Here is a 12,320-nt window from a genome sequence, read left to right as displayed (position 1 = left end):
CCGGCTCAGCCCTTCTTCAGCAGCGAGGCCGCCGGCGGATCGAGGAACATCACCGTATTGGGGTGGCGCTGCAGGATCGAGGCCGGGTGCAGCGGCGAGACCTCGCCTTCCAGCGCGTCGCGGACCGCCTTCGCCTTGCGGGCATCGGGCACCGACAGGATGATCAGCTCGCTCTTCAGGATCTGCTGGACGCTCATCGAGATCGCCCGCTCGGGCACGGCTTCAAGACTCTCGAACCAGCCCTCGCCGAATTGCTGGTTACGGCAGGCCTCGTCGAGCGTGACGACGATATAGGGCTTCTTCGTCTCGAAATCGGCTGGCGGGTCGTTGAAGGCGAGATGGCAGTTCTCGCCGATGCCGGCGAAGCAGAGATCGATGCGCCGCCCGCCGATCAGCGCGTTCAGGCGCTCGACTTCAGCCTGCGGATCGCCCTCGCCATCGACCGGGACGAAAGTCACCTTGCCGTCGAGCGGCGCGACGAAGCGCTCACGCAGATAGCGCCGGAAGCTCGCCGGATGCGCTTCGCTCAGCCCGACATATTCGTCGAGATGGAAGGCGGTGACCTTCGACCAGTCGATATCCTTGGCGGTAACGAGGTTCTGCAGCATCTCGAACTGGCTGGCGCCGGTGGCGACGATGATCGTCGCCTCGCCATGGCGGGCGATGGCGGCGCGGATCGCGTCCGCGCCGAGCGCGGCGGCCTGGCGGCCGAGCTCCTGCTTGTCGGACAGGATACGGATATCTTTCATGCTGCGTGCCCCTGAAGCTTCGGCGCCTCGCGCGCCGCGAATGGCCCGGCGAGGTCTAGCACATCCGCCGGCGAAGGCATCCGGCAGCATCGGCATGCCGGTCCCGCTCACCGGCATAGCAGTGCGAGGCGGATCGAACGCAGGCGGTGGCCGCGGCGCCTGTCGCTATGGTTCTTCCCCGCCTTAATCGTGACGATACCGCCGGGCATTTCGGGCGCCTCCATGAACGGGCCGTCCGTCATCGAGATATTGCCATCGCGCGTCCGCACCATCATCGCCGTGTCCGGCATCTCCAGCGCCTCGCCGGAGACGAAACCGCCGGACTCGGTCGGCCCGGCGCGCGGCGAACGCACCAGGCTCGCGTCACCGCTCGGTGATCTTGAACTCGATGCGGCGGTTGCGGCGCCAGGCCTCGTCGTTGTTGGCGACGTCGAGCGGCTGGAACTCGCCGAAGCCGGTGGCGGCGATGCGGTCGGCGGGGATGCCCTTGCTGACCAGGTATTCGACCACGGCGACGGCGCGGGCGGTCGAGAGGTGCCAGTTCGAGGGGAACTGGGCCGAGCGGATCGGCCGGTTGTCGGTGTGGCCGTCGACGCGCAGGATCCAGGGGATGTCCGGCGGCATCTCGCGGCCGAGATCGGCGATGATCGCTCCCAGCTTGTCGAGCTCGCCGCGGCCTTCCGGCTTCAGCACCGCCTGGCCGGCATCGAAGAAGACCTCGGACTGGAAGACGAAGCGATCGCCGACGACGCGGATGTCGGGCCTGGTGCCGAGCACCTGGCGCAGCCGGCCGAAGAAGTCGGAGCGATAGCGCGCCAGCTCCTGCACGCGCTGGGCCAGCGCGACATTGAGGCGCGAGCCGAGATCGGAGATGCGCGCCTGCGATTCCTTGTCCTTGGCCTCGGCGGCGCCGATCGCCTCCTCCAGGGCCGCAAGCTGGCGGCGCATGGCGAGGATCTGCTGGTTGACCATCTCGATCGTCGCCTGCGCCCGGGCGGAGAGCTGTTTCTCGGCCTCGAGCGCCTTCTGGCTCTCGGCGAGCTGGGCGGGAGCGCTGCCGTTGACACTGTCGAGCATGCCCTGGACGCGGCTGCGCTCGGCCTGCTCGGTGGTGAGGGTCGATTGCAGCAAGGCGAGCGAATCCTTGGCCTCCTTGCCGGCGGCCCGTTCGAGCGCCAGCAGGTCGGTCAGCTCGGAGAGCTGGCGGTTCAGCCGGTCGAGCACCGTGTCCTTGCCGGAGATCTCCTGGGACAGGAAGAACTGGCCGAGGACGAAGACCGAAAGCAGGAAGACGATGCCGATCAGCATCGTCGAGAGGGCATCGACGAAGCCCGGCCAGAAATTGACGTCTTCGCGGCGATGGGCGCGGGACAGGGCCATGCTCAGCGCTCCTTGGGATCAGTTCTCGTCGATGCCGGACGTCTGCGGCGCGCTCATGGCTCCATCACCTTGTCGGCGGTGAGGCGCTCGATCAGGCGCTTCAGGTCCTTCTCGCGCGCCGCCTGCGCCTCGACCCAGTCGCGGATCAGTTGCTGCTCGGAGCGCATATGCTGGACCAGGCCTTGGACGCCCTCGGCAAGATTGGCCATGGCCTGGGCCGCGGCGCGGCTGTTGGCGCCATCCTGCATCGCGGCGTGGAGCTTGTCGAAGCGCTCGCCGAGGCCGTCGAGGTTGGCCGCCTGGCTCGCGGCGGTGCTGGTGCCGAGATAGCTCTCGAGCTCGTTGCGGAAGCGACGCTGCGCCTGCGCCACCTGAAGCTCGAGGAAACCGAGGACAAGCGAGCCGGCGATGCCGAAGAGCGAGGACGAGAAGGACAGGCCCATGCCGGCGAGCGGGGCGGCGAGGCCGGCCTTGAGCTCGTCGAACAGCACGCCGGCCTCGGCCCCGGTGCGCAGGGTCTTGATGACGTTGCCGACCGAGGAAACCGTGTCGAGCAGGCCCCAGAAGGTGCCGAGCAGGCCGAGGAAGACGAGCAGGCCGGCGAGGTAGCGCAGGACCTCGCGGCCGTCGTCGAGCCTGACCGCGATCGATTCGAGCAGGGTCGCCGCCTGGTCGGAGGCGAGGCTGCGCCGCTCCAGCGCCGGCAGCACCGCGGCGAGCGGGCTGATCACCTGGGAGCGGCGGATGACGGCGTCGGCCGGGCTGACGACAAGCCGCGTTGCGGCCCGCGCCTCGCTGTCGACGCGCCAGAGCTCGCGCAGCGCGATCAGGATGCCGACCGCAAGCGCCCCGACGATCAGGCCGTTCAGGCCCGGATTAGTCATGAAGGCGCTGCGCAGGCCGCCCTGGAGGATGAAGATCAGGAAGCCGATCAGCGCCAGGAAGACCAGCGCGCGAATGAAATAGCGCAAGGGCCGCGAGAAGCGGAGCGCTTCGGAATTCGTCGCCGACATCGGCGGCGCCGCCGGATTCTCCCGCGCCGCGGCCTCCCGGGCCGCTTCGTCATTGGCCATGCGTGGTATTCCGTTCCGATTTCTCCGCGCCGGGCAATGTCGCCTCCCGCCACGCCGGGATCAAGCGCGAAAGCGGCATGGCCCGCTTCAGGCCACCGTTTTCAAGGCGGCGCGCAGCGCAGGCTCGCCGGCCTCGTTGCCGCAGATGATGTCCTTGGCAGCCGTCGGCTGCTTGCCGTCGAGCGTGCCGAAGGTGCCGCCGGCCTCGCGGACCATCACCGCGGCGGCACCGAAATCCCAGGTGTTGAGGCCGCGCTCCCAATAGGCGTCCATGCGCCCGGCCGCGACATAGGCGATGTCGAGCGCGGCCGAGCCCATGCGCCGGACATTGGCGAAGCGCGGCATCACCGACGCCAGCTCCCTCAGGAAGAGCGGGTGGCCGCCCTTGCCGATATGCGGAACGCCCATGCCGATCAGCATGTCGGCCGGCTCGCGACGGCCCGAGACGCGCATGCGGCGGTTGTTGACATAGGCGCCCTTGCCCTTCTCGGCGACGAAGAGCTCGTCCTTGGCCGCGTCGTAGACCACGCCGGCGATGAACTGGTTGTCGCGCTCCAGCGCGACCGAGATGTTCCAGTGCGGAATGCCGCGCAGGAAGTTGTGGGTGCCGTCGAGCGGATCGATATGCCAGCGGTTGCTCTCGTCGGTGCCGGCGACGACGCCGCTCTCCTCCATGACGAAACCGTAGCCGGGGCGGGCCTTCTCCAGCGCCTCGCGCAGGATCTGCTCGGCCTTGTGGTCGGCCTTGGAGACGAAGTCGCCCGGTCCCTTGGCGAGGACCTGCAGGTTCTCGACCTCGCCGAAATCACGCTTCAGCGAGCGCGACGCCTTCATCACGGCGTCGGTCATCACGGTCATCAGGGGGGAGCGGATCATCTTGAAACCTCATGGCGACGGGCTCGGGCGGCGAGCCGCGCAGTGCCGGCTGCCTGCGGCGCCGGTCGAAATTCAGTCCGTCACTTGCTCGGTTGGCTCGGCGTCGTCAAGGCCGTGGCCTCGATCCGGTCGGCGGCGAGGCGGGCGGCGCGGGCAAGCTGCTCCGGCGAGAGCCGCTCCAGCATCTCGTCCAGCGTCGCGTCGGCGAGGCCCTGGCTGCGTGCCGCCAGATGCCAGGCAGCGGCCTCGGCGAGGTCGGGCGGGACGGTGCGGCCGAACTGGTAGAGCTTGGCCAGCCGGTTCTGGGCGATGGCGTTGCCCTTGTTGGCGGCGCGGATGAAGAGCTGCGAGGCGGCACGCTCGTCCCTGGCGACGCCGTCGCCGTTGAACAGCATGATGGCGTATTCGACCTGGCCGGCGAGGTTGCCGCTGGCGGCGGCCTTCGCCATCCACTGTGCCGCCTTCTGCGCATCGTCGGGAACGCCGCGGCCGATCTTGTGGAGGACCGCGAGGGCGTGCATCGCGTCGCCGAGCCCGGCGCCGGCCGCGATCTCGAGGCTGGCGAGCGCGCGCTTGTCGTCCTGGGGCTTGCCGGTGGCGAGCAGAGCGAGGGCGAGATTGTAGTTCGCGGCCGGATGGCCGGCGGCGGCGGCCTTCTCCAGCAGAGTGCCCGCCTTGGCCGGGTCGCGCGGCACGCCCTGTCCCTCCAGGGTCGCCATGCCGAGGGCGAAGACGGCGTTGATGTCGCCCTTCTCGGCGGCGAGCCGGTACCAGTCGGCGGCGGCTGCGGGGTCGCCGCGCACGCCGAGGCCCTGGCGGTAGATCTCGCCGAGCAGGGTCATCGCGGCCGCGTCGTTCGGATCGGCCTCGAGCCGCTTCAGCGCTTCCGACTGGGCACGGCGATAGTGCCCGGCCTGATAGGCGCCATAGGCGAGGTCCGGCTCCGCGGCGTGGGCCGGCAGGGCCCAGGCAAAGCCCAGCAGCGCCAACGCGGCGACGCGCAGCCTCATCGTGCGCCCTTGCGCGCCGCGTGTTCGGCGATTGCGGCGTCGGCGGCGGCGACCTCGGCGCGGATGTCGATGTCCTCGGCGAAGAGCCATTCGCCCAGAGCGAGGAATTCGGCACCGGTCTCGACCAGCGCCGGCACCGATGCACTGTCCGGCGCATAGGCGATGCAGGGCGTCTCGAAGATCTCGGCCCACCATGAGGCGCGCTCGATCACGGCCGGCAAAGGCGGCAGCGAGCCGTCGGGGCGCGGTTCGCCGAACATGACATAGTCGATGCCGGCCTCGCCAGCGTCCATGGCGTCGTGGCGCGAGCGCAGGCCGCCGACGCCGATGATCCGTTCCTGGCGCAGGCTGGAGCGCGCCTCGGCGATCGCCTCGGGCCCTTGCGTCAGATGGACGCCGTCGGCGCCGCCGCGGCTGGCGACCAGGGCCGAGGCCTCGACCACGAGCGCGACATTCTGCGCCTGCACCGGCGCGGCCAGCGCCTTGACGCGCTCGGTCAGGCTGCGTTCGTCGCCCGGGGCGAGCCGCAGCAGCACGGCTGCGACATCGCCGCCGGCGAAGGCCTGCATCAGGCGAAAGGAGATCGCGCCGGGATCGAGGATCGGCGGCGTGACCAGCATCAGGCGGGTGCGGGGCGGGTGCGTGCTCATGATCGGCTGCGCAAACGGCCCGTGGCGTGGTCCAATGTCAAGACCGCAAGCCCGGCGACCAGGCTCCAGAAGGCCGAGCCGATGCCGAACAGCGACAGGCTGGAGGCGGCGACGGCGAAGGTGACGACCGCGGCGAAGCGGTCGCGGTCGGAGCTCATCGCCTGGCCGAGCGCGCCGGTGAGCGAGCCGACGAGGCCGAGCCCTGCGACCGCGACGATCAGCGCCTTCGGCATCGCGACGATCAGCGCCAGCAGCATGCCGGCGGTGGCGGCGATGGCGAAGTAGAACAGCGCATACCAGATCCCGGCCTTCCAGCGCTGGGCGGGGTCGGGATGGGTGTCGGCGCCGGTGCAGATCGAGGCGCTGATCGCCGCCATGTTGACCATGTGGGCGCCGGTCGGCGCGGTGAGGAACGACATCAGCCCGGTGACGAACAGGCAGGACGCCGTCGGCGGCTGGTAGCCGGAGGCGCGCAGCACGGCGAAGCCCGGCAGGTTCTGCGCCGCCATGGTGACGAGGTAGAGCGGGATGCCGACGCCGACGATGGTCGTCAGGTCGATGCGCGGCCAGATCAGGGTCAGCTCGGTCAGCGCCATCGCACCGGCCGGCAAGGTCGCGACGCCCGTGCCGAAGGCGAGCGCGAGGCCGGCGGCCAGGGCCGCGATGACGCCGAGGAACGGGTTCCACAGCCGCGCCAGCAGGAAGGCCGCGAGCAGGGTCAGCACCATTACGGGCTGCACGCGCATCTCGTCGAAGACCGCGACGACGAAGCGGAAGATCACGCCGGCGAGCATGGCCGAGGCGATGCTCATCGGGATGCGCTCGACCAGCGCGCCGAGCGGGCGGAAGGCGGCGGTCGCCATCATCAGCGCCGCGGCGGCGAGGAACGCACCGACCGCCGCAGCGATGTCGATGCCGCTTGTCGCGGCGATCAGCGCCGCGCCCGGCGTGGACCAGGCGCAGATGATCGGCATGCGATGGCGCCAGGACAGGAACAGGCCGGCGACCGCCTGGGCGATGGCGAGGCCCGCCACCCAGGAGACGGCCTGCCCGGGGGTGGCGCCCATCGCCTGCGCCGCCGCCAGCACCACCGCGACCGAGGCTGCAAAGCCGACGAAAGCCGCAACGAGCGCCGAGAACAGCTGCGACATCGGCGGGCCCTCACGAATCCCAGGCGGTCGGCCAGGCCTGATCGAGATCGGGGCCGATCCGCACCGCCCAGACCGCCTTGGCGAGGCCGCTGACATCGTCGGTCTCGACGGCGACGCCGGAGAGCGTGCCCTGGCCGAGGGCGGCTTCCAGCCGCGAGCCCGGCGTCTTCTGCAGGAAGCGGCGGATCGATTCGTCCTTCTGCATGCCGAGGATCGAATCATAGTCGCCGCACATGCCGGCATCGGATTGGTAGGCGGTGCCGGCCGGCAGGCGGCGCGTGTCGGCGGTCGGGACATGGGTGTGGGTGCCGACGACGAGGCTCGCCCGGCCGTCGAGGAAATAGCCCATGGCGAGCTTTTCGCTGGTCGCCTCGGCGTGGAAGTCGACCACGACGGCATCGGCGACGTCGCGCAGCGGGCAGGCGGAAAGCTCGCGCTCGACCGCGGCGAAGGGATCGTCGAGCGGGTCCATGAACAGGCGGCCCATGACGTTGACGACGAGGACGCGGGCGCCGTTCCTGGCCTCGACCACGGCGGCGCCGCGCCCGGGCGTGCCCGGCGGGTAGTTGGCGGGGCGGATCAGGCGGGGCTGGCGCTCGATGAAGACCAGCGCCTCGCGCTGGTCCCAGGAATGGTTGCCGAGCGTGATGACATCGGCGCCGGCGGCCAGAATCTCGTCGCAGATCGCCTCGGTGATGCCGAAGCCGCCGGCGGCGTTCTCGCCGTTGATGACGACGCAGTCGAGATTCCAGCGCTGGCGCAGGCCCGGCAGGCGATCCTGCACGGCGAGGCGGCCGGCGCGCCCGACGATGTCGCCGAGGAAGAGTAGACGCATTGTCGGGGTCTCTGTAGCAGCAGCAATCGCCTTCAGTGGCGCGATTGCGCCGCCAAATCAACCGCAGCGCCGATCAACCGCAGCGGATGGTTTCCTTCTCGGTGACGATCCAGTCGAGGCTGCGGTCATGCGGCTCGTCGGGCACGGCCGCGATCTCCTGGGCGCCATAGCCGATGCCGACCGTGGCGAGCGGCTGCAATTCGGTGAGCGCCCGGTCGTAATAGCCCTTGCCGTAGCCGATGCGGTAGCCGCGCCGGTCGAAGGCGGCGAGCGGGACGATCAGCACGGCGGGGCGGACCTCGGGCTCGTCCACGCGCGGCACCAGCGTGCCGAAGCCGCCCGGGACGATCGGCTCCCAGGGCGCCCAGCGCCGGAACAGCATGCGCCCGGCGACGATCGCCGGCAGGCAGAGCGGCAGGCCGCGCGCATGCAGCGCTTCGAGGATCGGGCGCGGATCGGCCTCCGAGCGCATCGGCCAATAGGCCGAGACCGGGCCCTGCGGGAAGGCGGGCAGTGCCAGCGCCCGCTCGGTGATGGCTTCGTCCCAGAGCAGCCGGTCGTCGAGATCGAGGGCGTCGCGGCGGGCCAGCGCCTGCGCGCGCAGCGCGGCCTTGCGGGGGGAGGGGGCGGGGAAGGCGGCGTCGGTCATGATGAGAGTGCGGAGCCACCTTGGCCGTGGAGATTTCGATCCCGGGACACCTACAAAGTAGGTGGGCGCCGTGTGTCCGGGTCCAGGGACCCGGTCAGGGACAGCTCCCTAGGGAGTCGTATGGGCCCGGGAATACATAACTCGCACGCACCAGGCAGCCCCGCCTGGACAATGTAGGGCCGGCGCCGGCAAAGCGCCAGCGGGTTCGCGCGAACGCACGACGATTTCGTGCGCGCCTCGCTCTCACACGCCCCGCGCCAGGCCGTGGCGGATCACCCGGTCGATCAGGTCCGGATAGGGGATGCCGCTGGCCGCCAGCGCCTTCGGATACATGCTGATGTCGGTGAAGCCCGGGATCGTGTTGATCTCGTTGACCAGCGCGCTCATGTCCGGCCGCAGGAAGAAGTCGACGCGGGCCATCGCATCGCAGCCCATGGCGTCGAAGGCGCGCCTGGCCAGCGCCTGGAGCTGCGCGGTGACCTCGGCAGGCAGATCGGCCGGCACAACCACGGTGGCGCCGTCCTCGTCGAGATACTTGGCCTCGTAGGTGTAGAAGCCGTGGCTTGCCGCCGTGACGATCTCGCCGGGCAGCGAGACGATGGTTTCGCCCCCGGCCTGTTCGAGCACGCTGAATTCGATCTCGCGGCCCTGGACGAATTCCTCGACGAGCAGCTTGCGGTCATGGGCGAAGCCCGTAGCCAGGGCAGCGGCGAACTGGTCCTGCGTCGCCGCCTTGCTGACGCCGACCGACGAGCCCTGCCGCGCCGGCTTGACGAAGAGCGGCAGGCCGAGCGCCGCGCTCGCCTCCTCGAAGGACAGGGACTGGCCCTGCCGCAGGGTGATCGAGCGCGCGACCGGCACGCCGGCCTCGCGCAGCAGGCGCTTGGCGATGTCCTTGTCGAGAGCATTGGCCGAGCCGAGGATGCCGCAGCCGGCGAGCGGGACGCCCGCGACCGCCGCGAGCCCCTGGACCGAGCCGTCCTCGCCGTTCAGCCCGTGCAGGACCGGGAAGAGCACGTCGATCTTCGCAAGCGGCTGGGGCGCGGCCCCGTCCTGCAGCCGCAGGAGGCGCCCGCCGCCGCCGGGCAGCAGGCAGATCTCGGCGCCGTCCTGCGGCACGGGATCGGGCAGGACACCGTTCTGCAATTCGAGTTCGCGCCATTGCCCGGCCTTGGTGATCAGGATCGGGACGACGTCGTACTTCGCCTTGTCGATCGCCTTCACCACATTGGCGGCGGACATCAGCGAAACCTCGTGCTCGGCGGATTTGCCGCCGAGGAGAACCGCCACCCGCACTCTGTCGCTCATCGTCGCCGCCTTCATCGATTCGGTTCAGCTGCGAGCGTCAGTCGGCCATGATTGAGGAATTGCAAAGGCGGGCGGGAGAAGACGCGATGCGGAGCGATGGCAGCGGCGACGCCGCGTTCCAATGATCAGCGGCGGTCCCTCACCCCTGCCCCTCTCCCATTCGGGAGAGGGTTCCCCGCGCTTGTCCTTATCCCGTCGCTGTCGGCAGCAGGCTCTTCGCCACGCCCTCGATGCGCTCGGCCGCAGCTTCGAGGGCGGCGGCGGCGCGCTGTTCGAGCTCGCCGGCGCGCTGGCCGGCGGAACCGGCATCGCCCTGCAGCGATTCGAGCCGGCCCTCCAGCTTCTCGATCTGCCGTTTCAGCTCGGAGACCTCGTCGGCCACCATCAGCGCGGCCATGACGTGGAGGCGCATGTCGCCGATCTCGCCGAAGGCCTGGCGCATCTCCTCGATCTTGCCGTCATAGAGGCGGGCGAGACCCTCGAGATGGGGCTCCTCGCCCTCGCCGCAGGCCATCCGGTAGGCCTTGCCGGCAATGGTGACGTTCACCTGCGGCATCTCTTCTCTTTCTCAGCTTTCGGCTTCCGTCGGCGTCTCGGCGCGCGCGATCATCTCGTTCAGCGCCGCCATCGCCTTGTCGAGCCGCTTGTCGACCTCCTCGGCGGCGCCCTGGACGTGGCCGAGCTGCGCCATGGTGCCGTCGAGCTCGACGGCGAGGCGGGCGCGGTCGTCCTGCATCAGCGTCAGCTCGGTCTCGAGATTGGCGCGGCCGCGCTCGGCTTCGAGCCGCCGGCGGGCGGCCGCTTCGAGCTGGCCGAGCGCGCCTTCGAGGCGCGACAAGGCGTGATCCAGTACCGGAGACGCCACGTTTCTTCCTTCTCAGGCCGGGCAAGCCGGCTCAATCGATTCGCAAGCCTAGAGCATGTCGCCGCACCCCGAAAGATCGGCTCTCGCAGGTAATCCTCCCTAAGGTCCTGAACGGTTGGGCGATTCACAGGAATCGTCCGGCGCCCGGCCCGCGCAAGCCAGGCCGGCGGCGGCGGATGGCACCGAGGAGCTCCGGCCGGGTCGAATTGACTCCGCTCGCGGCGGCGGCCTATCGAACGCGCGCCTTTTTCTGCAACCGATCCCGTTCGCCGGCCAGCTTCCGCGCATGAGCGAACATCCCGTCCGCCGGAGTGAACCTACCCATGACGACGCAAGCGATCGACCGCGCCCAGCACGAGCGACTGGCCAACGCCATCCGCTCGCTCGCCATGGACGGCGTCGAGCAGGCCAAGTCCGGCCATCCCGGCCTGCCGATGGGCGCGGCCGACATCGCCGCCGTGCTGTTCTCGCGCATCATGAAATACGACGCGGCCGAGCCGCGCTGGCCCGACCGCGACCGCTTCGTGCTCTCGGCCGGCCATGGCTCGATGCTGATCTACGCGCTGCTCTATCTCACCGGTGCGCCCGGCATGGCGCTCGACGACCTGAAGAAGTTCCGCCAGCTCGAATCGAAGACGCCGGGCCACCCCGAGAACTTCATGACCCTCGGCGTCGAGACCACCACCGGCCCGCTCGGCCAGGGACTCGCCACCGCGGTCGGCATGGCGATGGCCGAGCGCATGCTCGCCGCCGAGTTCGGCAGGAAGCTGGTCGACCACAGGACCTATGTGCTCGCCTCCGATGGCGACCTGATGGAAGGCATCAGCCAGGAGGCGATCGCGCTCGCCGGCCATCACAAGCTCAGCAAGCTGATCGTGCTCTGGGACGATAACGGCATCTCGATCGACGGGCCGCTCTCGATCTCCGATTCGGTCGACCAGGTCGCCCGCTTCAAGGCCTGCGGCTGGAAGGCCGAGCGCGTCGACGGGCATGACCCCGACGCGATCGAGGCCGCGATCCGCCGGGCCCAGAAGTCGAACAAGCCGACCATGATCGCCTGCAAGACGGTGATCGGCTTCGGCGCGCCGAAGAAGGCCGGCACCTCCAAGGCGCATGGCGAGCCGCTCGGCGCCGAGGAGCTTGCCGCTGCCAAGAAGGCGCTCGGCATCACCGGCGGCCCGTTCGAGGTCGCGCCCGAGGTGCTCAAGGCCTGGCGCGGCTTCGGCGCTGCCGGCGCGGCAGCGCGCAAGGACTGGCAGGGCCTGCTCGCCAGCCTATCGGAGCGCAAGCGCGGCGAATTCGAGCGCCGTCTCGGCCTGACCCCGCCGGCCAGGCTCGGCAAGGCGATCGCCGCGCACAAGAAGGCGCTCGCCGCCAATCCGCAGGCGGTCGCGACCCGCAAGGCCTCGGAGCTCGCGCTCGACGCGATCGTGCCGGTGATGCCGGAGCTGGTCTCCGGCTCGGCCGACCTGACGCCCTCGAACAACACCAAGGCGAAGGGCCTCGAGGACTTCACGCCGAAGACGCCGAAGGGGCGCTATGTCCGCTACGGCATCCGCGAGCACGCCATGGCGGCGGCGATGAACGGCATCACCCTGCATGGCGGCTTCCGCACCGCCGGCGGCACCTTCCTGGTCTTCGCCGACTATGCCCGGCCGGCGATGCGGCTCGCGGCGCTGATGGGCGTGCCGGTCGTCTATGTCATGACCCATGATTCGATCGGCCTCGGCGAGGACGGGCCGACGCACCAGCCGGTCGAGCATCTCGCCTCGCT

14 protein-coding genes and 1 other RNA gene are annotated in these 12,320 nt (G+C 70.0%); 1 reads left to right on the top strand and 14 read right to left on the bottom strand.

Going from position 1 to position 12,320, the window contains the following annotated elements; all coding sequences use genetic code 11:
- Positions 1-5: 5 nt before the first annotated feature.
- The 14 genes from V6M56_RS09915 to V6M56_RS09850 form a co-directional block, all read right to left on the bottom strand.
- Positions 6-749 carry a glucosamine-6-phosphate deaminase gene (locus V6M56_RS09915; protein WP_332683287.1) on the bottom strand — a complete coding sequence of 248 codons (744 nt, stop codon included), beginning with the start codon at positions 747-749 and terminating at the stop codon, positions 6-8.
- A 107-nt stretch (positions 750-856) separates the two neighbouring features.
- Positions 857-1,102 carry a YciI family protein gene (locus V6M56_RS09910; RefSeq protein ID WP_332683285.1) on the bottom strand — a complete coding sequence of 82 codons (246 nt, stop codon included), beginning with the start codon at positions 1,100-1,102 and terminating at the stop codon, positions 857-859.
- A gap of 10 nt (positions 1,103-1,112) precedes the next feature.
- Entirely contained in the window at positions 1,113-2,129 is a 1,017-nt protein-coding gene (locus V6M56_RS09905; RefSeq protein WP_332683283.1) for a peptidoglycan -binding protein, read from the bottom strand.
- 53 nt (positions 2,130-2,182) lie between these two features.
- Complete coding sequence (locus V6M56_RS09900) at positions 2,183-3,202, bottom strand: flagellar motor protein MotA (RefSeq protein ID WP_332683282.1); 1,020 nt, start codon at positions 3,200-3,202, stop codon at positions 2,183-2,185.
- A gap of 87 nt (positions 3,203-3,289) precedes the next feature.
- On the bottom strand, positions 3,290-4,078 hold the full coding sequence (locus V6M56_RS09895; RefSeq protein WP_332683281.1) for an inositol monophosphatase family protein: 789 nt from the start codon (positions 4,076-4,078) through the stop codon (positions 3,290-3,292).
- An 80-nt stretch (positions 4,079-4,158) separates the two neighbouring features.
- Positions 4,159-5,088: a tetratricopeptide repeat protein gene (locus tag V6M56_RS09890; RefSeq protein WP_332683279.1), complete on the bottom strand. Its 930-nt coding sequence runs from the start codon at positions 5,086-5,088 to the stop codon at positions 4,159-4,161.
- Positions 5,085-5,738, bottom strand: a complete 654-nt coding sequence (locus V6M56_RS09885) for a thiamine phosphate synthase (protein ID WP_332683277.1) — start codon at positions 5,736-5,738, stop codon at positions 5,085-5,087. Before V6M56_RS09885 ends, V6M56_RS09890 begins: the two co-directional genes overlap by 4 nt.
- Entirely contained in the window at positions 5,735-6,889 is a 1,155-nt protein-coding gene (locus V6M56_RS09880) for a benzoate/H(+) symporter BenE family transporter (RefSeq protein WP_332683275.1), read from the bottom strand. Before V6M56_RS09880 ends, V6M56_RS09885 begins: the two co-directional genes overlap by 4 nt.
- A gap of 10 nt (positions 6,890-6,899) precedes the next feature.
- A complete protein-coding gene (locus tag V6M56_RS09875; protein ID WP_332683273.1) occupies positions 6,900-7,724 on the bottom strand; it encodes a TIGR00282 family metallophosphoesterase in 825 nt (274 codons plus the stop codon).
- Between the two features lie 73 nt (positions 7,725-7,797).
- Positions 7,798-8,373, bottom strand: a complete 576-nt coding sequence (locus tag V6M56_RS09870) for a 5-formyltetrahydrofolate cyclo-ligase (protein ID WP_332683271.1) — start codon at positions 8,371-8,373, stop codon at positions 7,798-7,800.
- A gap of 8 nt (positions 8,374-8,381) precedes the next feature.
- A non-coding RNA gene (gene ssrS, locus V6M56_RS09865) (6S RNA) lies at positions 8,382-8,537 on the bottom strand.
- 79 nt (positions 8,538-8,616) lie between these two features.
- Positions 8,617-9,681 carry a D-alanine--D-alanine ligase family protein gene (locus V6M56_RS09860; RefSeq protein WP_332683270.1) on the bottom strand — a complete coding sequence of 355 codons (1,065 nt, stop codon included), beginning with the start codon at positions 9,679-9,681 and terminating at the stop codon, positions 8,617-8,619.
- A 187-nt stretch (positions 9,682-9,868) separates the two neighbouring features.
- Complete coding sequence (locus V6M56_RS09855; RefSeq protein ID WP_332683268.1) at positions 9,869-10,237, bottom strand: cell division protein ZapA; 369 nt, start codon at positions 10,235-10,237, stop codon at positions 9,869-9,871.
- Positions 10,238-10,249: 12 nt separating this feature from the next.
- Positions 10,250-10,546, bottom strand: a complete 297-nt coding sequence (locus V6M56_RS09850; RefSeq protein ID WP_332683266.1) for a DUF4164 domain-containing protein — start codon at positions 10,544-10,546, stop codon at positions 10,250-10,252.
- A 323-nt stretch (positions 10,547-10,869) separates the two neighbouring features.
- Here V6M56_RS09850 and V6M56_RS09845 point away from each other — a divergent pair.
- Positions 10,870-12,320 (top strand): transketolase family protein (locus V6M56_RS09845; RefSeq protein ID WP_332683265.1); only part of this gene is annotated, 1,451 nt, incomplete at its 3' end.

This window comes from Allobosea sp., from assembly GCF_036675845.1.
In the GTDB taxonomy this organism is placed as follows: domain Bacteria; phylum Pseudomonadota; class Alphaproteobacteria; order Rhizobiales; family Beijerinckiaceae; genus Allobosea.
This window is presented reverse-complemented; position numbering and strand designations above follow the sequence as displayed.